This window comes from Maritalea mobilis (genome assembly GCF_019800885.1).
Lineage (GTDB): Bacteria > Pseudomonadota > Alphaproteobacteria > Rhodobacterales > Rhodobacteraceae > Roseibacterium > Roseibacterium beibuensis.
Genome location: NZ_JAHVKE010000001.1, coordinates 1,009,882 through 1,032,473, shown reverse-complemented (window position 1 = coordinate 1,032,473; position 22,592 = coordinate 1,009,882). Strand labels below are relative to the sequence as shown.

Sequence of the window (22,592 nt, the reverse complement as noted above, 5' to 3'; positions counted from 1 at the left end):
CCGCCCGATTTGGACAAGTTTGTGTCACCACTGGGAAACCTTGGAGACAGGTCGCTTTTTCGGCCGGATCGGCGGCCCTCGGGCGCTCAGCCGAGGCCCAACCGGGGCGACGGCAGCAGGCGCGGCGGCCCGGCCTTGAGCAGCGACAGCCCCCCGCCGCCCTGGTCCTCGCCAAGGGCAAGGGTGGCGCGTCGCAGATGGGCAATCGCCGCCTCCGGGGCGCGGGGCAGATCGGCGGCCGGGATCGGCGCGCCGATGGTGACGCGAAACGGTTGGCGCGCCTTGTTCAGCACCTCGTGGAACAGGGTGATGTCGCGCAGCGTGGGGTGGATCGCGTCGAAGGCATAGAACAGCGCCGAATTGCGGGCCCGGATATGGATCGGGATCACCGGCACGTCGAAGCGCCGCGCGATCTGCGCGGCGGAGGCCATCCAGGGCCGCTCATGCAGGCGCAGCCCGCGCCGCTTGGCCAGCCGCCCCGACGGGAAGATCACGCCGAGACGCCCGTCTTCGACCAGTGCCTGCCGGGTGTAGGCCATGGTGGCGCGCGCCTTGGCGTGGCAGCGTTTCTCCTCGCGCCATTCGACGGGGGCGATGACCTGAGACAGTTGCGGCAGGACGCGCAGGATATCGGCATTGGCATAGAAGAAGAGATCGGGTCGCCGCGTGGCCAGCGCCCGCCAAAGCGTCAAGCCGTCGGCGATGCCGGTGGGATGGTTGGCCACGATCAGGGCGGGTCCGGTGGCGGGGATGTTGCCGAGCCCCGTGACATCGAGCCTGCGACACACGAGGCGTGCCGCGGTATCCATGACGCGCGGGCCCGCATGCGGGTCGAGCGCGGTGGCAATCTCGACGGTGCGTTTTTGACCCAGAAGCCGGTCGAGCACGGCACGCGCGGTCGCCGTGCCGCGCCGTCCCGAGAAGAGCCAGGGCGCGCGCTCCTCGATCAGCGGGGCAAGCCGGTCCTCGACCGGGCCAGGCGCCGCGGCGGGCGGCCAGTCGAAGGCATCGGAGTGGTCTGCGGCGGGCTGCATGGCACCCTTCGGATCACATGCTCCTGTAACGCCGTCATGACATGGGGATCCCGCAGCGCCCTTTCCAGCCCCCCGCTTGCGTCGGGCATGGGCAAGGCGAAGTGCCGCTGCTAGGGTCGGGCGCGATGGTTGATCTTGTGCACAGGCATGGCCCCGCGGTGGGGGCCGGGACGTGGTTGCGGCGCGGGCGGGTGCTGGCGCTCGATCATGCGCGGAGCCTCGCGCTTCTGGCCATGGCGATCTTTCACTTCGCCTATGACCTCGAGACATTCGGATACCTGCCGCGCGGCACGGTTCTGACCGGGGGCTGGCGGATGCTGGCGATCTGCACGGCGGGGTCGTTCCTGTTTCTCGCCGGGGTGAGCCTGTGGCTGGCGCACGGGCAGGGCGCGCGCTGGCCGTCCTTCTGGAAACGCTTTGCCAAGATCGCGGCGGCGGCGCTTCTGATCACAGTGGCGACCCGGATCGCGATCCCGCAGGCCTTCATCTTCTTCGGTATCCTGCATGCCATCGCGGCGGCGAGCCTTGTGGGGATGCTGATGATCCGCATCCCGGCGGTGGGGTTGATCCTGCTGGCGGCGCTGGCCTTCGCGGCGCCGCATGTGGCGCGCTCTGCGTTCTTCGATCCATGGCCCTTGTGGTGGACGGGGTTGCAGACCGTGCCGATCATCGCGGTGGATTACGTGCCGCTGTTCCCATGGCTGGGGCCGTTCCTGCTGGGGCTGGCGGCGGGGCGGATCGGAACGGTCACCGGCCTCTGGACCCGGGCCGCGACATGGAATGGCGGGCGCCTGGCCCGCGCGCTGGCCTGGCCGGGCAAGCATTCGCTTTGGGTCTACCTGTTGCACCAGCCGGTCCTCATCGCGCTGGTCTGGTCCTACACGCAACTGATCCGCTGAGGCGGGCGGCTCCCGCCCAAGGCCGGCATGGCTGCGCCACGCCGCCTTGGTTTGGGCGTGGCGCGCGGGTCGGCCTTTGGCCGGGTCCGCGCGGGGGCGCGCCCGGCCGGATGCGGCGCGCGGCATGGCGGGGGTCGGCTTTTTGCAGAGAGGCCGTTTGCTGGCCATTCTGCCAGGCAAACAGGCCATTCCGAGCCTGCAGGCGAGTCGCCGGTCGCCTCAAGGACAAGCCGCGCGTTGCGCGGTCGCCCTTCGGGCGATCCTTGACCCGCCCGCCGACTCGCGCGGGTCACCCGCGGATGCGGGCCACCATCTCGGTCATGTCGCGGCTCAGCCCCTCGGTCGCGGCGATGCGGTCCAGTTCGGCGCGGATCATCTCCTGCCGGTCGGTGTCATAGCGCGGCCAGGTCTCGAACAGGGTGGAGAGCCGCGCCGCCGTTTGCGGGTTGGCGCCGTCCATCCGGATCAGCCAGTCGGCCACGAAGCGGTAGCCCGCGCCGGAGGGATCGTGGAAGGCCGCCGGGTTCATGCTGAGCCCGCCGATGACCGAGCGGAAGCGGTTGGGGTTCTTCCAGTCGAAGAGCGGGTGTTCGGTCAGGGTCTGGGCGACCGCCAGGGCGTCGGCGGGCGGCGTTGTGCTGACCTGCAGCATGAACCACTTGTCCATCACCAGCCGGTCGCCTTTCCACTGCGCCTCGAAGGCGGCGGGGGCCTCTCGGTCTCCCGCGGCGATCAGGCAGGTCAGCGCCGCGACCTGGTCGGTCATGTTGGTGGCGGCGTCGAACTGTGCGCGGGCCAGCGACGGGTCGCTTGGTGGCGACAGGAAGCGCAGCGCGGTGTTGCGCAGGGCGCGCTTGCCGGCCGAGGCGGCGTCGGGGCTGTAATCGGGACCGGGGTCATGCGCCGCGTACAGCTGGCGGAAGAGGGGGGCCAGGGCCGTGCCCATCCGCTCCGACATGGCCTGTCGGGTTGCGTGGATCGCGGTCGGATCGGGCACGAGGCCCGCATCATGGACGGCCTGCGCGATGTCATCCTCCGACGGAAAGCCGAGCGCAAGCGCGCGGAAGGCCGGGTCGAGCGTTTCGTCCCCGGCCAGTTTGCCGATCGCGTCGATCACCATCCCGGTGTCGAACGGCGTTCCGGACAGGTCGGCGACAATGGCCTCGCGCAGCAGGCTGCGGCCTGCCTCCCATCGGTTGAACGGGTCGCTGTCATGGGCCAGCAGCACCGCGCGATCCTCGGCCGAGAGCGGCGCGTCGAGGATGACCGGCGCCGAGAAGCCGCGCAGCAGCGACGGGATCACCCGGTCCGGGCGGGGCACACCGGCCTCGCGCGCGAGGGCGGCGAGGTCCCATGTGCGGGTGAGGTCCGGGCTGTCGAGCTCCAGCACCGTGTCGGGCAACAGGTCCACGCCCTCGGGGCTGAGAAAGCCGAGCCGCACGGGGATCAGCGCGGGTTCCTTGAGCGGCTGGCCGGGGGTTTCCGGCACCTCTTGCTGCAGGGTCAGGGTCAGGTCGTCGCCCGCGATGGACCACTCCGCCGTCACGCGCGGGGTGCCCGCCTGCGAATACCAGCGCTTGAACTGGCTGAGGTCGCGTTGCGCGACATCCTCGAAGACCTGAAGCCAATCCTCGATGGTGCAGGCCTGCCCGTCATGGCGGGCGAAATACACGTCAAGGGCGGCGCGCCACGCATCGGGGCCGACCAGCTCGCGCAGCATCCGGATGACCTCGGCGCCCTTCTCGTAGACCGTGGCGGTGTAGAAGTTGTTGATCTCGATATAGGTTTCGGGCCGGACGGGGTGGGCCAGCGGGCCGGCATCCTCGCGGAACTGGCGCGCGCGCAGTTGCAGCACGTCCTCGATGCGCTTGACTGGGGCGCTGCGCATGTCGGCGCTGAACTGCTGGTCGCGAAAGACGGTCAGCCCCTCCTTGAGGCACAGCTGGAACCAGTCGCGACAGGTGATGCGGTTGCCGGTCCAGTTGTGGAAATACTCGTGCGCGACGATCCCCTCGATGAAGTCGTAATCGCGGTCGGTGGCGGTCTCGGCGCTGGCGAGCACGAATTTGGAGTTGAAGATGTTCAGCCCCTTGTTCTCCATCGCGCCCATGTTGAAATCGTCCACGGCGACGATGTTGAACACGTCCAGATCGTATTCGCGGCCATAGACCTGCTCGTCCCAGGCCATCGAGCGTTTCAGCGCGTCCATCGCATAGGCGCAGCGGGTCTCGTCCCCGGGCCGCACCCAGATATTGAGGTCGACATCCGTGCCGCTGGCGGTCGTGAAGCGGTCGGAATGGGCGACAAGATCGCCCGCGACCAGCGCGAAAAGATAGGCGGGTTTGGGCCAGGGGTCGTGCCACTCGGCCCAGCCGTCGCCCTGGGCGATGGGGTTGCCGTTCGACAGGAGCACCGGAAGGTCGCTTTCAATGCGCACCGTGAAGGGTGCCATCACGTCGGGGCGGTCGGGGTAGAAGGTGATCTTGCGGAAACCTTCGGCCTCGCACTGGGTGCAGAACATGCCGTTCGAGGTGTAAAGCCCCTCCAGCGCGGTATTCGCCTCGGGGTCGATGGCGACCTCGGCCTCCAGCGTGAAGGCGTCTCCGGGCAGGCGCTCGGCCGGGATGGTCAGGCCCTCGGGCGTCAGCAGGTAGTCGAAGGCCGTCAGCGGCTTGCCGTTCAGCGACAGCGTGATCAGGCGCAGGTTCTCGCCGTCGAGGCGCAGGTTGCCCTCGTCCAGCCCCTCGGGATTGGCGCGAAAGGCGATTTTCGACTTCACGCGCGTGTCGTTGGGCGACAGCCGGAAGGTCAGGTGTACGCTCTCCACCAGGTGGCTGGGTGGACGGTAATCGGCAAGGTGGATCGGCTGGGGGGCGGCGTCCTTCATGGCGCGGGTCCTGTCGTTGGGGCTGTCTGAAAGCTAGGCCGCGCGGGGCGGGGCCGCAACCGGGCCAAGCGGCAGAACGGGAACCATTTCGCACCTGCGGCGTTGAGGGGGTGACGCAAGAACAGGACAGGAGACCTCAGATGAGCGCCCCCGACACCAATCTGGAAAAACAGGAACGCCGCCACAAACCCTCGATGATCGCCCTGCGGTTGGTCATCGCCTTTGCCGTGTTGGCGCTGGTCGGTTTCGTTGCGCTGCAAATGCTCGGCTCGGGCGACCCGATTGCCGAAGGGCTGGAATCCGGCAGCGCGCCGTCTGCTGCGGTCGATTGAGGCAGTTCGGGGAATCGCTTTGACGCGCGGCGATTTCCCCTTATCTGACCGCCCATGAGCGGCAATGTTCTCGTTTGGTTCAAGCGCGACCTGCGCATTCACGACAACCCCGCACTCGCCGAGGCGGCCGGGCGGGGTGCGTGCGTTCTGCCCCTTTACATCGTCGAGCCCGAGCTTTGGGCGCAGCCCGACGCCTCGGCCCGGCAATGGCGCTTCGTGGCCGAGAGCCTGGCCGGGTTGCGGGACGACCTGGCCGGGCTGGGCGCGCCGCTGGTGGTGCGCACGGGCGATGCGGTGGAGGTGCTGCAGACGCTCTGCGCGCGGCACGGCATCGCGCAGATCGTCAGCACCGAGGAAACCGGCAACCTCTGGACCTATGCGCGGGATCGCCGCGTGGGGGCCTGGGCGCGCGAGGCCGGGATCGCCTGGGTCGAGGTGCCGCAACTGGGCGTGGTGCGGCGGTTGTCGGGGCGCGACGGGTGGGCCGCCGGCCGCGAAAAGGCCATGCGGCGCAAAGCGACGGCCGCGCCCGAGGCGCTGAAGCCCCTGCCGGAAGAGGCGGGGGCGATCCCGGATGCGCGCGACCTGGGCCTTGCCTTCGACCCCTGCCCGGGGCGTCAGAAGGGCGGGCGCGCGCACGGCCTTTCGCTGATGCAGGGGTTCCTGACCGAACGCGGACGCAGCTATCGCCGCGACATGTCCTCTCCCCTGACCGGGGAGGGCGCCTGTTCCCGCCTGTCGCCGCACCTGGCCTGGGGCACGCTCAGCCCGCGCGAGGTGGTGCAGGCGACCAAGGCGCGCAAAACCGAGGTGAAGGGCACGCGCGAGGGGTGGGCCGGGTCCCTGAAAAGCTTCGAGGCGCGGCTCGCCTGGCGCGACCATTTCATGCAGAAGCTGGAGGATCAGCCGAGCATCGAGACGCGCTGCCTGCACCCGGCCTATGAGGCTCTGCGCCCGGCCACGCCCGATGCCGCGCGTCTGGCGGCGTGGCAGGCCGGAGAGACGGGCCTGCCCTTTGTCGATGCCTGCATGCGGTACCTCGCCCATGGCGGCTGGCTGAATTTCCGGATGCGCTCGATGCTGGTGGCGGTGGCCTCCTATCACCTGTGGCTGGACTGGCGCGCGACCGGGCCGCATCTCGCGCGGATGTTCACCGATTACGAACCGGGCATCCACTGGCCGCAGGTGCAGATGCAATCGGGCACGACCGGCATGAACACAGTGCGCATCTACAACCCGGTCAAGCAGGGGCATGACCAGGACCCGGACGGGGTTTTCACGCGGCGGTGGGTGCCGGAACTGGCCGAGGTGCCGGATGCGTTCCTGCAGGAACCGTGGCGTTGGGAGGGGGCGGGGCGACTCCTGGGCAAACGCTATCCGGTCCCGCTGGTGGATGTGGCCAGGGCCGCGAAGGAGGCGCGCGAAAAGGTCTGGGGTGTGCGGCGCGGCGCGGCCTTCCGCGACGAAGCCGCGCGGATCGTGGAGAAGCATGCCAGCCGCAAGGATCGGGGCGCGGGGCGGCATTTCGTGAATGACCGTGCACCCCGGCGGCGCGGGGGCGGCGACGCCCGGCAATTGCGCATGGACCTGTGAGAGGGTGCGCCGCGCCTTCGCCGCGTCGCCCTGGCAAGCGCCTCAAGGGGCCTTGAGCCCCTTTCGGCGCTGGTTTGCATATTTGAGGGATAAAGATGGGGCGGGGTGGCCCGGAAAGGGGAAGCGATGGCCAAGATGCGCCGGAAGTCGGATTTGCCGCAAAAGACCTGCGCGCAATGCGGGCGGCCCTTTGCCTGGCGCAAGAAATGGGAGAAGGTCTGGGACGAAGTGCGCTATTGCTCGGACCGCTGCCGGGCCGAGGCAAAGCGCGGGCGCAAGAGCGGGGGGCAGGATGGCTGACAAGTTGATTTCGACCGGATCGCCCTTCGAGGCCGAGATCGGGTATTCGCGCGCCGTGGTGGCCGATGGCTGGGTCTTCGTCGCGGGCACGACCGGGTTCGACTATGCGACGATGGAGATCTCCGACGACGTGGCCGCGCAGGCCGATCAGACCTTTCGCACCATCGCCGGCGCGCTGGCCGAGGCCGGGGCCTCGATGGCCGACGTGGTGCGGGTGCGCTACATCCTGCCCGATGCCGAAGATTGGCCCGCCTGCTGGCCGGTGACGCGCAACTGGCTGGGCGAGGCGCGGCCCGCCGCGACCATGATCGTGGCGGCCTTGCAGGACCCGCGCATGAAAATCGAGATCGAAGTGACCGCAAGACTGCCCAACTCTTAGGCATGTGCACGGGCTGCGGGCGGTCTGCGCGGGGCTGTCCCTTTGCGGCGGCGATTTGCCGGGCTATATCGGGGTGGATCGGAACCACCCGGAAGGACAATCATGGCCCGGCCCGTCATTGGCATCATCGGCAACCATCACCTCGTCAATGACGAGTATCCGACCCATGCGGGCGGGACGATGAATTCCGAGGCGATCGCCTGCGTGGCCGATTGCATGCCGCTGCTGATCCCGGCCGATCCGCGCTTCGTGGCGACCGAGGAATTGATGACGGCCTGCGACGGGTTCCTGTTCACCGGCGGGCGGCCCAACGTGCACCCCGAGGAATATGGCGAGGACGCGACCGAGGCGCATGGCGCGTTCGACCGGGCGCGCGACGCGGTGGCCTTGCCGCTGATCCGCGCCTGCGTCGAGCGGGGACAGCCGATCTTCGGCGTTTGCCGGGGCTTCCAGGAGGTCAACGTGGCGATGGGGGGCACGCTCTACCCCGAGATCCGGGACCTGCCCGGACGCATGAACCATCGCATGCCGCCCGATGGCACGATTGAAGAGAAATTCGCCCTCCGCCATACCGTCACCTTCACCGAAGGCGGGCCGTTTCATCGGCTCTTCGGCTCGACCGAGGTGATGACGAACACGCTGCATGGGCAGGGGATCAAGACGCCGGGCGCACGGATCGTGATCGACGGCCATGCGCCCGACGGCACGCCCGAGGCGACCTATGTGAAGGACGCGCCCGGCTTCACCCTGTCGGTCCAGTGGCACCCGGAGTATCGCGCGGCGACCGACCCGGTCAGCCGCCCGCTGTTCGAGGCCTTCGGGCAGGCGGCGCGGGACTGGCAGGCCAGGAAACGGCCTGTCTCGGTCGCCGAGGTCGCCTGATCGGCCCTTCGCTGTAAGGAAAACCCCGCTTTTGCGCCGCTTCGGTCATGCCTTGGGCCGATGGCGATACGTTTGACCCTCTCGTTTTCATCTCGAAAGGGGGTCACGAGGCGCCGTTCCCTAATAAGCGCCGCCATGGCGGCCAGCGCATTGGCAAGCCCCGCGCTGTCCGATTGGGCCGCATCGCCGCAAAGCATGGGCGTGGCGGGCCACCACCGGCGCGCAGCCAAGCGGCACCGCCAGCGCGATGCGCGGTGTGACCATGTCGAGCCATGGCGCGTGGAGCGCGCGTTTCGCCTTGCAGCAAGGCACCCCGCGCTCCGGCGTGTGCGCTCAGGTCGATTTGGGGCCGCGCAACTCCTTGATATGGAGGCGGATCTTGTCCCATTTCTCGGCGTCTGCGGCGTTGCCCTCGTCGCGGGCGGCGGCAGCCTTCTGCGCTGCTTCGGCCTCGGCCTTGTCGCCATGGGCGTCGTAAAGCGCATGGGCGTATTGGATGATGTCCTTGGTTTCCATCTGGTCTCCTCCTTGGTTGATCCGGTCTGGTGTCAGGTGAGCCCGCGCACCCGGGCAGAGCGCGTCGAGCGTGTCGGGGGCGAGGGGGCGGCCATCGGGCGTGGTGGCGATGAGGCCGCCGGGCGTCTGGATCAGGATGGCAAGGGGGCGTTTCTCGCCCCATCCGGCCAGACCGCGCTCGGGGGACGGGCCGCGCCTCACGTCGAGCGTGACCTCCTCCACGGTGCTGACCGCGTTGGGTCCGCAGTGCCGCACCGGGCCGAGGGAGACGCGCCGCCGTCTCATGCGGGACCCCGTGAAAAGAGCATCCCGCGATTGACCCAGGCAAAGCGCAGGCCGGTTCCCAGCACCCGGTCGGGGCGGATCGCCAGGGTGCCCGCGGCGCTGAACTCGAACACCCGGTGGGCGAAATCCGGCACGATCTCAATCCGGCGCACGGCCTGTCCCGGCCCGTAGATCAGGGGGGTGAGGCAGCCCCAGAGCGTGCCGGTATCGGCGGGGTCACCGGTGCCGATCCGCCCGTCCAGTTCAAGGTCGCGCAGGCGAAAGGCCGATAGCAGGCCTGCGACCAAGGCACCCACACCCTGCATCTGTTGCAACCTGCGCAGGTGGCGCGAGGCGCGGTGGGTGGCGGGACGTTTTTTCCGATCTCGCGCAGGCTTGTCGCGCCGTTTGCCACCCGTCAGCGGGATGGCTGGCGCATGGCCGGCCAACAGGCGCAGGTCCACCCGGACCTCCGCCGGTGCGGTGCGCGCCCGAAACCGCAGGTGCCACGGCAGCAGGGCCAGCAACACCACTGCCACGAGCAGAGTCAAAAGGATGCCGAGCGCGGTCGCCATCTGTTCAGGCGTCGTCTTCCTTGGCCGCGTTGCGCCCCATGGCGCGGCCCGCGGTTTCGGCCAGCACGGTCGCGACCGAGGTCATGGCGCCTTTCACCGCTTCGACGCGCGCGCCGTTCTGGTCGATGATGATCGCCCCCAGCGGCTTGATCCCGCCACCGGCGCCAGCGCCGCCGCCCTTGCCCTGCGCTTGGCCCTTGCCGGCATCGCCGGCGCCTTCGCCGCCGCCCGCGCCAAAGCCGAAGCCGTAGCTGACAATGGGAATGACCGTTGCGCCATCCCGCTCGATCGGGTCGCCGAGCACGTTCTTTGGATTGAGCAGCTTGTCGAGTTCTTCGACCGTCGATTTCAAAAGCGCGTCCACGTCCGTCATGGCAACCTCCCTGCGTGCCGAGAAAAGACGCCGGTATGTTGCACATGAGATGATCGAGTCGCCTTGATGCAGGTCAGGGCATCAGCCGTATTGCGCCAGCATCGCCTTCAGGTCATCGAGCGTGTTGGCCTCGGATACCGGCTTATCCTGGCGCCAGCGCGCCATGCGGGGAAAGCGCAGGGCAACGCCGGATTTATGGCGGGGGCTTTCCTGGATGCCTTCGAAGGCGATCTCGAAGACATGGTGGGGCTTGACCGCGCGGACCGGGCCGAAGCGGTCGGTGGTGTTCTTGCGCACCCAGGCGGTGATCTTGCGAAACTCGGCGTCCGTCAGGCCGGAATAGGCCTTTGTGAAGGGCACAAGCGCGTCCCCGTCCCAGACCGCGAAGGTGAAATCGGTATAGAGTGTCGCGCGCCGCCCGGAACCCGCCTGCGCATAGATCATCACCGCGTCGATGGTCAGGGGATCGACCTTCCATTTCCACCAATCGCCCTTCTTGCGGCCCGCGAGATAAGGCGCGGCGCGGCGTTTCAGCATCAGCCCCTCGGCCCCGATCTCGCGGCTGATGGAACGGGCCTCGGTCAGCTCGGCCCATGTGTCGGCCTCGACCGAGGGGGACAGGCGCAGGGGCGCGCCCTCGGGCAGGTCTGATGCAAGGGTTTCCAGCTGCGCCCGCCGCTCGGACAGGGGGCGATCGCGCCAGTCTTCGCCGCCCCATTCCAGCAGGTCATAGGCCATGACGATCACGGGCGCCTCTTTCAGAAGCTTTTTCGGCACCGTCTTGCGCCCGATGCGCGGCTGCAAGCGGGCAAAGGGCAGGGGGCGGGCGGCCTCGGCGTCCCAGGCCAGCACCTCGCCGTCGATCACGGTGCCCTCGGGGATGAAATCGCGCAGGCGCGCCAGTTCCGGGAAGCGGTCGGTCATCAGGTCCTCGCCCCGCGACCACAGCCAATGCGCGCCCCCGCGCAGAATCACCTGGCCGCGAATGCCGTCCCATTTGCGCTCGGCCAGCCAGTCGGAGACATCGCCGAGGTCCTCGGGCGCGTCCTCCAACTGGTAGGCGAGGTAGAACGGGTAGGGGCGCGACAGGTCGGCGGTCGGGTCCGGCGCCTCGATCAGGGTTTGCCATGTCACGCTGTCGGGGGTCCAGTCGCCCATAAGCCGGTGGGTCAGTTCGGCCTCGTCTATGCCGGTGGCCTGTGCCAGCGCGCGGGTCATCAGTTTCTGGCTGACTCCCATGCGCCAGCCTCCGGTTAGAAGCTTGTTGAAGACGAAGCGTTCCACCGGGCCGAGGCTGTCCCACGCGTCGAGGATGGCGGTTTTGCGCGCCTCCTCGTCCTCGGCATCCAGGGCGCGCAGACGCGCAATCCACTCGGCCAGGCTGAGCTCCGCGTCGCGCGTGTTGGGCGGCAGGACCAGCGCGATGGTTTCCGACAGATCGCCCACCACGGGGTAGCAGGCCTCGAACAGCCAGAGCGGGATGCCCGCGCGCTCGGCCGCCCATTCGCGCAGCTTGGTCGTGGTGATCGTCCGGCGCGGGCGGCGGCCTGACAGAAGCGCGATGCACCACAGCTTGTCGGCCTCGGTCGCGTCGCGGAAATAGTCCGCAAGCGCCTCGGTCTTGGCCTTGGTCGAGTTGGTCTGATCCAGCCGCGTGAACATCGCGGCGAAGCGTTTCATGCCGCCGCGGTCTCCTTGATCCAGGCGCCGAGTTCTGCGCAGGCGCGGGTGCCTGCGGGGGTGGTGCCGGCGCGCAGGTGCCAGACATGCTGCAACCCGTGCCACAGGTCGAGCCGCGTCTCGGGCAGGCGGGCGGCCAGCGCGCGGGCGTCGGGCGCCAGCGCCTCGCCGTCATTGGCCTGCACCATGATCGGCGGCAGACCCGCCAGATCGCCCTTAAGCGGGCTGAGGCGCGGATCGGTCGGGTCGGCCCCGTCGAGATAGGCGTCGAAGACGCGCTGCGCCCAGGCCGCGGGGATCAGGTATTCGGCTTCGGCTTCGGCGGCGCGGGCCTCGATATCGCCGCTCAGATCCAGCGCAGGCGCGATCAGCGCGATGGCGCGCGGCAGGGGCAGGCCCGCGTCGCGCGCGGCCATGACGGTCCCGAGCGCAAGGTTGCCGCCCGCGCTGTCCCCGCCGATGGCGGCCGGCGGGTCGCCCGCGTCGCAATGGGCGCGGTAGGCGGCAAGGATCGCGTCAGGCGCGGCGGGAAACGGGTTTTCCGGCGCCAGCGGGTAACCCGGCATATGCATCCGCATGCCCGCCGCATTGGCGACGTGGCTGGCCAGCGCAAGGTGCGTGCGCGGGCTGCCGATGGTGAAGCCGCCGCCATGGATGTAGAACAGAAGCGGCGCGTCCGGGCCCACGCCCGGCGGGGTGATCATCAGCCCGTCGCGCCCATCGCTTTCAACCTGCGTGCCGCGTGGTTTCTTCCCGCCCGACAGCGCGGAGACCGCAAAGAGGACACGCAACGCCTTTTGCCACGGCACGTTCGCCAGCGTGGGCTTGTCCACGTATCGTGCCATGCCGCGATAGAAGCGGTCCTTGAGGGTCAGCTCAGCGTTCATCAGGTGTTCCTTCCGGTTCGGCGTCATCGAGCGTTTCGCCGCCATATTCGGTTTCGACAATCCCGGCCTCGTAGCCTTGGTCCGACAGCCATCGCGAAAACTGCGCGGTGTAGCCATGGGTGACATAGACGCGGCTGGCCCCGGTCTCGGCGATGGCGGTGTTCAACCCGTCCCAATCGGCGTGATCGGACACGATGAAGCCGCGGTCCGCCGCCCGCCTGCGCCGCACGCCCCTCAGCCGCATCCAGCCTGAGGCAAAGCCGGTCGAGACCGGCCCCAGCTTGCGCATCCAGTGCGTCCCGAGCGCCGAGGGCGGGGCCAGAACCATCGCGCCGGGATAGGCCTTGAGGTCGGTTTCGGCCCTGATCTGAACCGTGTCGGGCAGGGACAGCCCCTGGTCGCGCAGCACCTGTGTCACCGCCTCGACCGCGCCATGGGTCAGGATCGGGCCGATGGACGGGTCCAGCAGCCGCAGGATGCGCTGCGCCTTGCCAAGGGCATAGACGCCAAGCACGGCGCGCTTGCCCTGCGCCGCGCTGTCGGCCCACCACTGGTTCAGCTCCTCGGCCAGCACGTCCTGTGGCGTCCATGTGTAGATGGGCAACCCGAAGGTCGACTCGGTGATGAAGGTGTCGCAGCGCACCGGTTCGAACGGCTCGGACAGCCCGTCATCGACCACCTTGTAATCGCCCGAGGCGACCCAGACCTCGCCCCCCACCTCGACCCGGATCTGGGCCGAGCCGGGGACGTGGCCCGCGGGATGGAAGCTGATATTGGCGTCGCCGATCCGGTGCACCTCGCCGTAGGGGGTGGTTTGCAGACGGATATCGCCCAGCCGATGCCGGATCACCGGCGCGGCGGCCTCGGTCGCGAGGTAGGCGCGGTGGCCCCATCGCGCATGGTCGCTATGACCGTGGGTGATCAGCGCCCGCTCGACCGGCCGCCACGGGTCGATATAGGCGTCGCCCGCGGGGCAATAGATGCCGGCTTCGGTAAATTCCAGAACCATGGGATTGTTATAGGAAGGAATGCACCTCCCGAACAGGCGCGTCAGGCGGTCTGGTCCGTCACCTTGGCGTAGAGGGCGAGATCCCGAGGATAGAGGCGCTCGATCATGGCCATTTCCGCGTCCGAGACGTTGTCGCGTAGGGACCTTGCCCCGGTCCGCTCCGAGTGGCGCTGCTCCACCCGTCGAAATGGCCGAACACCTCCTGGCAGACCTCGCGCAGGCCGGTTTCCAGAGGCGCGGCTCGCGCAAAACAACGGATCCGTCAACGGGGCGCCCGGATCAGTCGAACCTGTGCAGGTGGTCGTGATGCAGCGTGAAATCCCGCTCGTAGATCTTTTCGACCCGGGCGATCTGCTGGCGCGTGGGAGTGAAGGGCATGCGGCGCGCGTTGACGTTCGTCTTTTTCTCGACGGTCGCGCGCGGCGGCGGCTGCAGGCCGCAAAGCTCGTGCACCAACGCGATGCCCTTGTCGAAATCCCTCAGGTCGAAGACGTGACTGAGCAGGATTTTCCCGTCTTCGTCCACGATATCGGGCCACATGGGCGCGGTGTGCGTGGCGAAATGCACGCCGTGCGGCTTTTCCGCGACCGGGCTGGCGAGGCAGGCTTCGATCTTGCCCAGGTGACGGTCAAACCGGTGGTTCAGCGCGGTCCGGCGCAGGGGGCCGATCGGCAGCCGGGCCGAGCGGCTCAGCAGCCCGCCGCGATAGCCCGGCTTGTCGAGGTAGAAGAACCCGCTGATGCAGCGCTCAAGCGGGTCGCGGCTGAAGGCGAAGCGCACCATCTTGTCCCAATGCTCGCGGTAGATGAAATCGCGCGCGTAGATGCAGCGGCGGAACTGCCAGCGCCCCAGCGGAACGCGGTGGTTGTTCAGCACGTCGTTCCATTCGCTCGGCGGGCTTTCGGGAAAGTTCTGGATGTTGCCGCGGCGGCAGGACTGGGCATAGGTCTCGTGCAGCACCGCCCGGGTGGATTGCCCCGCGCTCTTGCGGATGTGCAGCCAGAAGAAGGGCGGCATGGGCTCGGTCGTGGTCGGCAGAACGGCCGTCATGGGTGCATATCCGTCAGATCTTCTTCGGTCAGCGGCGCGGGGATGCGGACGGAGCGGTCGCATCGCTCCATGCATCGCGTCTTACTGGCCTGCCCCTGGCAAGGCAAGCGACCGCGCCGGGGGCGCGAACTGGACAAGGGGAAGGGGGGCGCGTAAGCCTGACCTCCAGCCCAAGGCCGTTCTGGCCGATCCGACCCGGCCCGCGCCCCATGATCATCTCGCACCGTCACAGGTTCATCTTTCTCAAGACGCAGAAAACCGCTGGGAGCAGCGTCGAGCTGGCGCTGTCCGAGATCTGCGGCCCCGAGGATGTCATCACGCCGATGAACGCCGTGGAACGCGAGGACGATCCGGCGCGGCGCGGCCCGCAGAATTACCATGTTCCGCCTGCCTACCGCCCGCTCGGCGCGGCGCTGTTGCACCGGATGGGAGCACGGGCGCGCAAATCCGGCTTTTCCTATTTCCAGCACATGCCGGCCGCGCTTGTCCGCCGCCGCATGGACCCGGCAGAGTTCGACAGCTACCGCAAGGTGACGATCGTGCGAAATGCCTGGGACCGGGAAGTGTCGCTGTATTTCTGGGCAACGCGAAAGCTGGATGAGAAGCCCAGTTTTGAGCAGTTCGTGCGTCGCAGGGTCTGGCGGCCCGAGATGAAGACGTTCGAGATCTACTCGATCAACGGCAAGAGCGTCGCCGATACCGTGATGCGTTATGAAACGCTGGCGGAGGATTTCGCCAGCTTCGTCGGCAGCCTCGGGCTTGACCACGTGCCTGTCCTGCCGCGCGCCAAGGGCAGTTTCCGCACCAAGGCCAAGCGCGATTACCGCGATTTCTATACCGACGAGTCCGCCGAGATCGTCCGCCGCCGCTATGCGCGCGAGATCGACCTGTTCGGCATGACCTTCTGAGCGGTCAATCTTTGCGGCCCCGCAGCTTGTTCCACGCGTGCCGCAGCTTGCCGGTCCGGCCCGAGGTGAATTCCGGGTAATGCAGGATCTTGGGATGCGCTTCGTTGTCGTCCCAGACTTCGAGGTATTTCGGATAGCGGATGTTGTATTCAGGCGGCAGCACGAACAGCCGCAGATCCGACAGCCAGATCAACTCGCGCAGGGTGACCTGGTCGCGCGCGAAGTCGTTCGCATGGTAGGCGTCGGCCCACTCCCGAAACATCGCGACCACGGCTTCGGACCTGCGGAACAGGAAGACGCCGCTGTTGAGTTGCGGAAAACAGCTTGGGATCTCGGTGCGCCAGGTCTGGTTGGTCGAGGGACGTTCGCGCGAATGGGCATGCGCGAGGCACAGGTCGAACCGGTCGAGCAGGTCGAACAGATTGGAGATATCCGCGACGATCCGCGTGTCGTTGTCGAGAAACAGCGCCCGGTCGAAGCGGGTTTGCCAGATGTAATCGACCTTTGAGCGTTTGTGCGGGTTCTCGATGATATGGATCTTGTCGAACAGCCCGTCCTCGACCCCGTCGGCGGCGTCGCAATAGAGGTCGATCTCGATGCCCGGGCTTGCCTCGCGCAGCGTGCGCGCCGAGGCGCAGGCGTCGGTGACATAGGCGGCCCCGGTTGCGACGTAGATCACGCCGCGTGTGTCGGTGGTCTCGGGCACGGGATGTCCTCTTGTGTTGCGTGGCTCAGGGCAGGCGCGCGTAGATCGGCGCGATCAGGGCGTTCAGCTTGCGGTTCAGCGCCCGTTTGCCCTTGGCGGTCTTGTTGCGGTGGGGCGTGGGTTCATCCGTCGGAACCGGGTGACCGAGGAACGGGCAGAGCTTGTCCCAGCTATCCCCGTGTTCGAGGCAAAATTCCATGAATAGGCCCGGCTTGTCGGCAAAGAACGCCCGCACGGCGGCGTTGTGGTCGCGGTAAAGCGCCGTGAACTGGGCCTTGCGCCCGAAAGGCCGGTAGTGGCCGTAGGCATCCTTCATGGATTTCAGGGGGCTGGTGCCATAGCCGTGCTGCTCGATCGAGCGAAACCAGGTGTCTTCGTCCCGGCGCACGGTCAGGATGAAGCGCGCGCGGTCGCCATAGACCTCGTAGGCCTTGCGGTAGACCAGCGGCCAGGGCCAGTCCTCGAAGGCGTCATAGGCCTCCATCACCGGCAGGGCCGCGTCCATGTCACCGGCGCGGATCGCGGCCAGCAGGGTCTTGGACGGGCCGCGCACGCGGTAACCCAGCGTCGTCAGCATGTCCTTCATCGTGGTCGTGCCCGTCTTGGACAGGCCGATGACGAAGACCTTTTCGACCGGGTCAGCGGCGGTGATGGCGGCTGTGTCGGTCATGGTGGGGGCAGTCTTTTCCATCACGGCAGCATATCCGCGCCAAGCCCGGCCTCCAACAGGGCGTCGCGCCCCATGCCATAGCCGTAGCGGGCGAGGTCTTCGGCATAGACCGCCTCGATCCGCGCAAGGTCGCCGCTGGAAAAGGCGAAGGCGCGGGCGGGGGAGGGTTTCTCGCGGATCTGCTTGGCGGGCGGCGGTGTTCCCAGCCGTTCGGCCAGAATCGCGATGCAGGCATCGACACCGTCTTCGAAGCGGAACACCTCGGCGCCAGGCAATTCGAACTCGTGCTGCGGCCGGAAATGGTTGTCGCGGTACCAGGGATTCATCGCGCGCCGGGTCAGGGCATAGCGCAGCCACCCGGAAAAGCTCAGCCGGTCGCGCAGCCAGCCGCGCTTGCGCATCTGGTAGCGGTATTCGCTGGCGATCCGGGCGACGGGGTGGCGCACCATCATGAAACTCAGGTCGACCGTGGCCGCCTCGACCAGGCTGGACAGCGGTTCGGCATGCAGGTGCTGCGCCGAGCAGGGAAAGCCCTCGGCGCGCCGGTCTGACTTCAGCGTCACCGTCCCGTGCGTCGCCAGGTACCGCTCGATGGAGGAGCCGCCCGTCTTCGGCACATGGGCGAAGAGGACGGTCTTTCCATTTATCTCGGCCAGGGGCATGGGTTTTTCCCGCTCAACGCCAGTGATCGGCGATCCAGGGGGCGGGGCGGATGTGCTTGTAGAGCTTCTTCCAACCTGCGCGCACTGGCCATTCGCCGCGCGTCGCCTCGTCGATATCGGGCTTGCCGGTAAAGGCCACGGTGCGTGCCTCGGGCGGCAGTTTCGGCGCCACGAAGAAGCGCAGCGGCCAGGTCGGAACCAGCGAATGCTTGAAGCTGAGGCACCAGTCCTCGGGAAAGAACTCCACCTCGCCCAGCGTGCGGCAGACGAAGGTCTGGCTGTTGCGGTAGAGGTCCATCATCGCGCCGGGATCGGGGCGGAAGCGTTCCCACACCTCGGTCAACTCGCCCACGCGGAAGCGGAAAACCGACATGTTGCCGATGCCCTGGCCCTTCTGCGTCCAGTTCTCGGCCACGACGAAGCGCGCCTCGGGCTTGTAATCGAAGAACGCGTCGATCGAGCCGGTTACCAGAAGGTCGAGGTCGAGATGCAGCAGCGGACCGGAGAGGTCGTCCAGCGTCTCCTCGAACAGGAACATGCGCCGGAACGGGTGAAAGCGCATCCGCTCGGGCAGGTCGAAGGGCGGCATGGGCTTGACCTCGACCCCGTCGCCGATGCCGGTCGGGTCATCGGTGAAGCAGACGAAGCGCAGGGGCCGCGCCGTGTTGCGGCTGACCATGCGATACATCCGGTTGACGTAATCGGGCCCGTAGCGATCCCCCCATTTAAGGCAGATCACCGTCTGGCGGCTGTCATCTGTGCGTGTCTCAGTCATCGCGGCGTTCCTTCCCGCGTAGGGCGTCCGGCGTCAAGCGCTGTTGCGGGCGCGGTGGGCGGCAAAGCGTGCCTCGATCTCGGCCAGAACGTCCGCGGTCGTGTCGATGGGCGGGTAGGCCGTGCCGTCGAGCGGCCCCGGAAAGGGGCGGATATTGGCGGCGCGTCCGAGGATCTCGTAGGCGCGGGTGATCTTCGGATGCCCGCCCGAGGGGTGAAACAGGTGGATCGGGGCGCCGGTGGCCGCAGCTTCGCCGACCATGTTGGTGGAATCGGCGGTGACGACAAGCGCGTCGGAGAGCGCGAGGATCGCGGTCAGGGGATTCTCGCCGGTCCCGTCCCAGACATAAACGGTCTCGGCCTTCCCAAGCGCCGTGATCGCGTCGGCGAGCGGTTCGGGCGTGCGACGCGAGAGCGTCACCATCAGGCCCGCGCCGCTTTCGGCAAGGTTGTTCAGCCCCGCCGTGAGGCGCGCAATATCGTCCGGCGTGAAGGTATGATGCCGGCTGTCGCCGCCGATCAGCACAGCGACGCGAGGCTTTGGAAGGCCCTCCAGGGCGCTGGGCGGTGCGGCGCGGGCGGCGCCCAGCCGGTCGGGCGAGAAGCGATGCGGCAGGACCGGGACAGTGATGGCGTTCGGGGCGGTGAACCCGTCATGCTCGGGCACCACGATCAGGTCCGCGCCCGTCCGCGCCGTGCGCGGCATGCGGAACAGCACGGTGAAGGTGCAGGGCGAGACGCACTTGAGGTGCCGCAGGTACGGGATCGTCCGCCGACCCGAGGCCATGCAGATATCGGGGTAGGGCGGGGCAAGCGGGCTGTCCGCGCGGCCCGGCGCCTCGGCCGGGTCGATGGGGCCGAAGGGGGCCAACAACTCGAAGGGTTTGCGCGGGGCGACCTGCCGCATCTCGTAGGGCCATCCGGCGCGCTCGGCCACGCCGATCATGGGCACTGCATGGCCGATCCGGCCATCGCCCAGGATCCAGACTCGCGGGGCGTCGGTCATGCCGCCCCCCGTTCCGCCAGCGCGCGGCGGTAGCCCTCAAGCTCCGCATCGAGCGTGTGGCGCGTGGTGAAGCAGCTCAGCACATGCGCGCGGCCCGCCCGGCCCATGGCCCGCGCGCCTTCGGGGTCGGTCAGGGCGGCGCGAATGCGCGCGGCCAGCGCCGTCGCGTCCCCGGGGGGGACCGTCCAGCCGGTTTCGCCCGCGATGAGTGTCTCCACGGTGCCGCCATGGGCCGCGCCGATCACCGGGGTTTCCATCGCGCCCGCCTCGATCACGGCGCGCCCGAAGGCCTCGGGCTCGGTCGAGACGGAAAAGGCGAGGTCGGCGGCGGCCAGGATCGCGGGTATGTCCGAGCGGCTGCCGGTGAAGATGACGCGGTCTGTCAGCGGCCCGTCCGAAACCCGCGCCCGCAACTCGGCCTCCAGCGTGTCGGAATCCGTCCCGCCGACCAGCGCAAGGCGCCACGGCAGATCCGTGACCTGCTCCAACGCCTCCAGCAGCAGCCTATGGCCCTTCCAGCGGCTGATCCGGGCGACCAGCACCAGAAGGGGACGGTCCCCGGCCCCGAATTCGGTGCGGATCGCAGCGGTCGCCGCTCCGCTTACCTTCGCAGGGTCGAAGCGCGCCTCGTCCACGCCGCGCGGGGCGACGAGGATGCGACCCGGCGCAACGCCATAGACCGTTTGCAGGTGATCGCGGATGAACTCGGAATTGGCGATCACGACCGGGCCGCGCAGCATCGCGCCATTATACCAGCGCTTGAGCGCGCCCTTGTGGCCGTAGACCCCGTGAAAAGTGGTCAGGAAGGCAGGCTTGCGCCGTGCGCGGCGGCTGGCCAGCCAGCCGACCCAGGCCGGTGCGCGGCTGCGGGCGTGGATGAGGTCGATCCCCTCGGCGTCGATCCAGCGGGCAAGACGGGTGGCGTTGGCGCGGATGGCCAGGGGCGACTTGCGCCCGATCTCCAGCCGAAGATGGCCGGTAACCAGGGCCGCAAGCTCGGCCTCGAGCCGACCGCCCGCGCTGACCACCCAGTTCGGGTGGCCCTCGGCCGAGAGCCGCGCGGCCATCTCGACCGCGCTGCGCTCGACCCCGCCATCGCCAAGCGCCGGCACCAATTGGGCGACCCGCATCGATCTGGCCTCCGTTCCCGTCATTTCCCCTCCGTCTCTATTGGGTCCCGGCCGGCAAGAGAAGGGGGCGCACCCGCTTGGCGGTGTTGCCCTGCACCGTCGCCTGCTTTACCAGACCGCCAGCGCCGGAGCGGGCGCTGTCACCACACGGGCCGTTCATGACCGAAGACCAGCACCAGCCATCGGTCGCCGATGCCAAGGAACGCGCGGCGCGGCGCGCGCGAAAAGCCGCGAAAAAGCATTCCGTGAACAAGTCGATGAACCGCTGGCTGCGCGATGCGTTCTCGCACCGGATCGACAGGCCGTGGGACCGGTTCATGTCCGGTGTCTACACGCACCTGTTCGATCACGCGGCCCTGCGTGCGGGATGGCACAACTTCAAACAGGTCGCCCCCAAGCTTTACCGGTCGAACCATCCCAGCCCGCGCCGCTTGCGTCGCTACGCGGGCATGGGGATCACCCATGTTCTGACGCTGCGCGGCGGGCAGCACGTGGCCCCGTACCGGTTCGAGGCCGAGGCCTGCGAGAAGCACGGGATGACGCTGCTGCAGATCCCGCTTTCGGCGCAGCGCGCGCCCAAGCGCGCCCGCTTGCTCAGCCTTCTCGATCTTTTCGAAGACCTCGACGCGCCGATGCTGGTGCATTGCAAATCCGGCGCCGACCGCACCGGGCTGGCGGCAGCGATGTACCTGATCGCGAAGCATGACGTGCCGGCCGCTGAAGCGAAGCGCGAACTGTCTTTGGCGCGGCTGCATGCGAAATGGTCGAAGGCCGGTGTGCTGGACCTGTTCTTGGCCGATGCGGCCGAGGCCGAGGCGCGTGGCGTGCCGCTACGGCAATGGATCGAGACCGAATACGACCAGGAAGAGACCAACCGCCGGTTCCGTGCCATGAGCCGGGCCGAGCGGCTGCGGCTTTAATCTTCGGGCGGAATCAGGCGGATCTCGCCTTCCTCTTCCAGGGCGCGGATGGCCGAGACGACCTGCGCCATGGCGCCCTCGCCATCGTCTTCGCGTGGGGTGGGAATGGCTTCGGCCTCGTCGCGCAACTGCTCGGCCATGCGTTTCGACATGTTCTCCAGCAGGAATTCCACCGAAAGCGGGGCGCTTTTCAGACCTGCCGCCAGCGCGGTGTTCAGTACGTCCGGCTCCACCCGACGCAGGATGCGTGGCACATCCGTCGCCTCGACCCGCTTGGGGATGTGATGGAAGGTGAAGATCGCGCGGCGCACCTCGGCGGCGAAACCGGCATCGCGCGCGTCCAGACCTTCGAGCAGGGTATCGCGCGCCGCGCCGCTCACGGCATTGAGGATGGCGCCGACGCGGTCAACCGGGCTGGCGCGGAAGGCCGGTTGCGGCCTGGTCGTCATCTGCTGGAACAGGTGCTCGCCGATCCGGGTCACCATGTCGGGCGTGACGGTGGCCGTCAGCGCCACGGCATGGGCGATAACCTGGGCGCGGTCGGGGGGCAGGTCGGCCAGGAGACCCGCGGCCTTGGCGACCCCGAGCTTGGACAGCAGGATCGCGCAGACCTCGGCGCTTTCCTGTTCCAGAAGCGGGCGCAGGCGGTCGGGCTCCATCGCGGCCAGCCGCGCCCAGGGGTCGGTGGCGTCGCCCAACTCGGCCTCGGCCCTCAGCCCGTCGCGCGCAATGGGCGAGATGTGGCCATCGAGCAGGATCAGCGTGTCGGACAGCCCCGCCGGGAAGGTGAGCGCAAGGCCATCGAGCCGCCCGGTGAATTCCTGCACCACATGCGCCAGCGTGGCACGGTCGATATTGCCCAAACCCGCCATCGTGCGCGCCAGCCGGGCCTGTTGGTCCGGCGTCAAGCGGTCAAGCCCGGGGGAAACACCCTGTCCCAGCAGAAGCCGCACGATCACGGCGGCCTTTTGCCCCGGGCTGAGCGGCCGGGGCGTGATTTCCCGCGGCGTCGCGTCCCGCATCTCGTCGACGTCCATGGCGTCGGATTGCGACGCGCCAATTGCCTGTTGAATGGTCATCGGTTCCACCCGTCCTGCGCCACTGACGCAGCGCCACTTCACCCGGACCCGACCATGCCGGGCGCGGATTAAGACGG

24 protein-coding genes are annotated in these 22,592 nt (G+C 68.2%); 8 read left to right on the top strand and 16 right to left on the bottom strand.

The window, feature by feature from the left end:
* Window positions 1-86: 86 nt before the first annotated feature.
* The gene (locus tag KUV65_RS05020) at window positions 87-1,034 is read right to left on the bottom strand and encodes a lysophospholipid acyltransferase family protein (RefSeq protein ID WP_222188128.1); all 948 of its coding nucleotides are present in this window, start codon (window positions 1,032-1,034) and stop codon (window positions 87-89) included.
* Window positions 1,035-1,159: 125 nt separating this feature from the next.
* On the opposite strand from KUV65_RS05020, the gene KUV65_RS05015 reads away from it, so the two are divergent.
* On the top strand, window positions 1,160-1,933 hold the full coding sequence (locus KUV65_RS05015; protein WP_222188126.1) for a heparan-alpha-glucosaminide N-acetyltransferase: 774 nt from the start codon (window positions 1,160-1,162) through the stop codon (window positions 1,931-1,933).
* 289 nt (window positions 1,934-2,222) lie between these two features.
* On the opposite strand, the gene pepN is transcribed toward KUV65_RS05015, so the two are convergent.
* A complete protein-coding gene (gene pepN / locus KUV65_RS05010) occupies window positions 2,223-4,820 on the bottom strand; it encodes an aminopeptidase N (RefSeq protein WP_222188124.1) in 2,598 nt (865 codons plus the stop codon).
* Window positions 4,821-4,960: 140 nt separating this feature from the next.
* On the opposite strand from pepN, the gene KUV65_RS05005 reads away from it, so the two are divergent.
* The 5 genes from KUV65_RS05005 to KUV65_RS04985 all read left to right on the top strand — a co-directional run bounded on the left by KUV65_RS05005 (window position 4,961) and on the right by KUV65_RS04985 (window position 8,306).
* Entirely contained in the window at window positions 4,961-5,152 is a 192-nt protein-coding gene (locus KUV65_RS05005; protein WP_222188121.1) for a hypothetical protein, read from the top strand.
* Between the two features lie 54 nt (window positions 5,153-5,206).
* A complete protein-coding gene (locus KUV65_RS05000) occupies window positions 5,207-6,745 on the top strand; it encodes an FAD-binding domain-containing protein (protein WP_222188120.1) in 1,539 nt (512 codons plus the stop codon).
* Window positions 6,746-6,871: 126 nt separating this feature from the next.
* Window positions 6,872-7,045 (top strand): DUF2256 domain-containing protein, encoded by a 174-nt coding sequence (locus KUV65_RS04995; RefSeq protein ID WP_222188119.1) that lies wholly within the window; start codon window positions 6,872-6,874, stop codon window positions 7,043-7,045.
* Window positions 7,038-7,424 carry a RidA family protein gene (locus tag KUV65_RS04990; RefSeq protein WP_222188118.1) on the top strand — a complete coding sequence of 129 codons (387 nt, stop codon included), beginning with the start codon at window positions 7,038-7,040 and terminating at the stop codon, window positions 7,422-7,424. The genes KUV65_RS04995 and KUV65_RS04990 overlap by 8 nt, the downstream gene beginning before the upstream one ends.
* Window positions 7,425-7,526: 102 nt before the next feature.
* Window positions 7,527-8,306 carry a gamma-glutamyl-gamma-aminobutyrate hydrolase family protein gene (locus tag KUV65_RS04985; protein WP_222188116.1) on the top strand — a complete coding sequence of 260 codons (780 nt, stop codon included), beginning with the start codon at window positions 7,527-7,529 and terminating at the stop codon, window positions 8,304-8,306.
* Between the two features lie 333 nt (window positions 8,307-8,639).
* Here the strand turns inward: KUV65_RS04985 and KUV65_RS04980 are convergent, their stop codons facing one another.
* The 7 genes from KUV65_RS04980 to KUV65_RS04950 form a co-directional block, all read right to left on the bottom strand.
* Window positions 8,640-9,107, bottom strand: coding sequence for a hypothetical protein (locus KUV65_RS04980; protein WP_222188114.1), 468 nt, complete (start codon window positions 9,105-9,107; stop codon window positions 8,640-8,642).
* On the bottom strand, window positions 9,104-9,661 hold the full coding sequence (locus tag KUV65_RS04975) for a DUF2953 domain-containing protein (protein ID WP_222188112.1): 558 nt from the start codon (window positions 9,659-9,661) through the stop codon (window positions 9,104-9,106). Before KUV65_RS04975 ends, KUV65_RS04980 begins: the two co-directional genes overlap by 4 nt.
* 4 nt (window positions 9,662-9,665) lie before the next feature.
* Window positions 9,666-10,034 (bottom strand): spore germination protein GerW family protein, encoded by a 369-nt coding sequence (locus KUV65_RS04970; protein ID WP_222188110.1) that lies wholly within the window; start codon window positions 10,032-10,034, stop codon window positions 9,666-9,668.
* 81 nt (window positions 10,035-10,115) lie between these two features.
* Window positions 10,116-11,714: an ATP-dependent DNA ligase gene (locus tag KUV65_RS04965; RefSeq protein ID WP_222188108.1), complete on the bottom strand. Its 1,599-nt coding sequence runs from the start codon at window positions 11,712-11,714 to the stop codon at window positions 10,116-10,118.
* Window positions 11,711-12,601 (bottom strand): alpha/beta hydrolase, encoded by an 891-nt coding sequence (locus KUV65_RS04960; protein WP_222188106.1) that lies wholly within the window; start codon window positions 12,599-12,601, stop codon window positions 11,711-11,713. The genes KUV65_RS04965 and KUV65_RS04960 overlap by 4 nt, the downstream gene beginning before the upstream one ends.
* Window positions 12,591-13,610: a ligase-associated DNA damage response exonuclease gene (locus tag KUV65_RS04955; RefSeq protein ID WP_222188104.1), complete on the bottom strand. Its 1,020-nt coding sequence runs from the start codon at window positions 13,608-13,610 to the stop codon at window positions 12,591-12,593. The genes KUV65_RS04960 and KUV65_RS04955 overlap by 11 nt, the downstream gene beginning before the upstream one ends.
* A 279-nt stretch (window positions 13,611-13,889) precedes the next feature.
* A complete protein-coding gene (locus KUV65_RS04950) occupies window positions 13,890-14,660 on the bottom strand; it encodes a sulfotransferase family 2 domain-containing protein (protein ID WP_222188102.1) in 771 nt (256 codons plus the stop codon).
* A gap of 209 nt (window positions 14,661-14,869) precedes the next feature.
* Between KUV65_RS04950 and KUV65_RS04945 the strand changes: the two genes are divergently transcribed.
* On the top strand, window positions 14,870-15,568 hold the full coding sequence (locus KUV65_RS04945; RefSeq protein ID WP_222188100.1) for a sulfotransferase family 2 domain-containing protein: 699 nt from the start codon (window positions 14,870-14,872) through the stop codon (window positions 15,566-15,568).
* A gap of 4 nt (window positions 15,569-15,572) precedes the next feature.
* Here the strand turns inward: KUV65_RS04945 and KUV65_RS04940 are convergent, their stop codons facing one another.
* Genes KUV65_RS04940 through KUV65_RS04915 form a run of 6 tightly spaced genes read right to left on the bottom strand, consistent with a single transcriptional unit; the run spans window position 15,573 to window position 20,516 of the window.
* On the bottom strand, window positions 15,573-16,274 hold the full coding sequence (locus tag KUV65_RS04940) for a putative nucleotide-diphospho-sugar transferase (RefSeq protein WP_222188098.1): 702 nt from the start codon (window positions 16,272-16,274) through the stop codon (window positions 15,573-15,575).
* Between the two features lie 25 nt (window positions 16,275-16,299).
* The gene (locus KUV65_RS04935; RefSeq protein WP_222188096.1) at window positions 16,300-16,944 is read right to left on the bottom strand and encodes a sulfotransferase family protein; all 645 of its coding nucleotides are present in this window, start codon (window positions 16,942-16,944) and stop codon (window positions 16,300-16,302) included.
* Between the two features lie 20 nt (window positions 16,945-16,964).
* Entirely contained in the window at window positions 16,965-17,606 is a 642-nt protein-coding gene (locus KUV65_RS04930) for a sulfotransferase family 2 domain-containing protein (RefSeq protein ID WP_222188094.1), read from the bottom strand.
* 13 nt (window positions 17,607-17,619) lie between these two features.
* Window positions 17,620-18,381, bottom strand: a complete 762-nt coding sequence (locus KUV65_RS04925; protein ID WP_222188092.1) for a hypothetical protein — start codon at window positions 18,379-18,381, stop codon at window positions 17,620-17,622.
* Between the two features lie 33 nt (window positions 18,382-18,414).
* Window positions 18,415-19,386: a mitochondrial fission ELM1 family protein gene (locus KUV65_RS04920; protein ID WP_222188090.1), complete on the bottom strand. Its 972-nt coding sequence runs from the start codon at window positions 19,384-19,386 to the stop codon at window positions 18,415-18,417.
* A complete protein-coding gene (locus tag KUV65_RS04915) occupies window positions 19,383-20,516 on the bottom strand; it encodes a glycosyltransferase family 4 protein (RefSeq protein WP_222188088.1) in 1,134 nt (377 codons plus the stop codon). The genes KUV65_RS04920 and KUV65_RS04915 overlap by 4 nt, the downstream gene beginning before the upstream one ends.
* Before the next feature lie 158 nt (window positions 20,517-20,674).
* Between KUV65_RS04915 and KUV65_RS04910 the strand changes: the two genes are divergently transcribed.
* Window positions 20,675-21,436, top strand: coding sequence for a phosphatase domain-containing protein (locus KUV65_RS04910; protein WP_222188086.1), 762 nt, complete (start codon window positions 20,675-20,677; stop codon window positions 21,434-21,436).
* On the opposite strand, the gene KUV65_RS04905 is transcribed toward KUV65_RS04910, so the two are convergent.
* Window positions 21,433-22,515, bottom strand: coding sequence for a FliG C-terminal domain-containing protein (locus KUV65_RS04905; protein ID WP_222188084.1), 1,083 nt, complete (start codon window positions 22,513-22,515; stop codon window positions 21,433-21,435). The two genes, KUV65_RS04910 and KUV65_RS04905, sit on opposite strands and share 4 nt — an antisense overlap.
* Window positions 22,516-22,592: the final 77 nt, after the last annotated feature.

Coding starts and splice junctions, on each gene's coding strand:
- KUV65_RS05020 (WP_222188128.1), bottom strand. CDS start 1,034: ATGCAGCCCGCCGCAGACCACTCCGATGCCTTCGACTGGCCGCCCGCC.
- KUV65_RS05015 (WP_222188126.1), top strand. CDS start 1,160: ATGGTTGATCTTGTGCACAGGCATGGCCCCGCGGTGGGGGCCGGGACG.
- pepN (WP_222188124.1), bottom strand. CDS start 4,820: ATGAAGGACGCCGCCCCCCAGCCGATCCACCTTGCCGATTACCGTCCA.
- KUV65_RS05005 (WP_222188121.1), top strand. CDS start 4,961: ATGAGCGCCCCCGACACCAATCTGGAAAAACAGGAACGCCGCCACAAA.
- KUV65_RS05000 (WP_222188120.1), top strand. CDS start 5,207: ATGAGCGGCAATGTTCTCGTTTGGTTCAAGCGCGACCTGCGCATTCAC.
- KUV65_RS04995 (WP_222188119.1), top strand. CDS start 6,872: ATGGCCAAGATGCGCCGGAAGTCGGATTTGCCGCAAAAGACCTGCGCG.
- KUV65_RS04990 (WP_222188118.1), top strand. CDS start 7,038: ATGGCTGACAAGTTGATTTCGACCGGATCGCCCTTCGAGGCCGAGATC.
- KUV65_RS04985 (WP_222188116.1), top strand. CDS start 7,527: ATGGCCCGGCCCGTCATTGGCATCATCGGCAACCATCACCTCGTCAAT.
- KUV65_RS04980 (WP_222188114.1), bottom strand. CDS start 9,107: ATGAGACGGCGGCGCGTCTCCCTCGGCCCGGTGCGGCACTGCGGACCC.
- KUV65_RS04975 (WP_222188112.1), bottom strand. CDS start 9,661: ATGGCGACCGCGCTCGGCATCCTTTTGACTCTGCTCGTGGCAGTGGTG.
- KUV65_RS04970 (WP_222188110.1), bottom strand. CDS start 10,034: ATGACGGACGTGGACGCGCTTTTGAAATCGACGGTCGAAGAACTCGAC.
- KUV65_RS04965 (WP_222188108.1), bottom strand. CDS start 11,714: ATGAAACGCTTCGCCGCGATGTTCACGCGGCTGGATCAGACCAACTCG.
- KUV65_RS04960 (WP_222188106.1), bottom strand. CDS start 12,601: ATGAACGCTGAGCTGACCCTCAAGGACCGCTTCTATCGCGGCATGGCA.
- KUV65_RS04955 (WP_222188104.1), bottom strand. CDS start 13,610: ATGGTTCTGGAATTTACCGAAGCCGGCATCTATTGCCCCGCGGGCGAC.
- KUV65_RS04950 (WP_222188102.1), bottom strand. CDS start 14,660: ATGACGGCCGTTCTGCCGACCACGACCGAGCCCATGCCGCCCTTCTTC.
- KUV65_RS04945 (WP_222188100.1), top strand. CDS start 14,870: ATGATCATCTCGCACCGTCACAGGTTCATCTTTCTCAAGACGCAGAAA.
- KUV65_RS04935 (WP_222188096.1), bottom strand. CDS start 16,944: ATGACCGACACAGCCGCCATCACCGCCGCTGACCCGGTCGAAAAGGTC.
- KUV65_RS04930 (WP_222188094.1), bottom strand. CDS start 17,606: ATGCCCCTGGCCGAGATAAATGGAAAGACCGTCCTCTTCGCCCATGTG.
- KUV65_RS04925 (WP_222188092.1), bottom strand. CDS start 18,381: ATGACTGAGACACGCACAGATGACAGCCGCCAGACGGTGATCTGCCTT.
- KUV65_RS04920 (WP_222188090.1), bottom strand. CDS start 19,386: ATGACCGACGCCCCGCGAGTCTGGATCCTGGGCGATGGCCGGATCGGC.
- KUV65_RS04915 (WP_222188088.1), bottom strand. CDS start 20,516: ATGCGGGTCGCCCAATTGGTGCCGGCGCTTGGCGATGGCGGGGTCGAG.
- KUV65_RS04910 (WP_222188086.1), top strand. CDS start 20,675: ATGACCGAAGACCAGCACCAGCCATCGGTCGCCGATGCCAAGGAACGC.
- KUV65_RS04905 (WP_222188084.1), bottom strand. CDS start 22,515: ATGACCATTCAACAGGCAATTGGCGCGTCGCAATCCGACGCCATGGAC.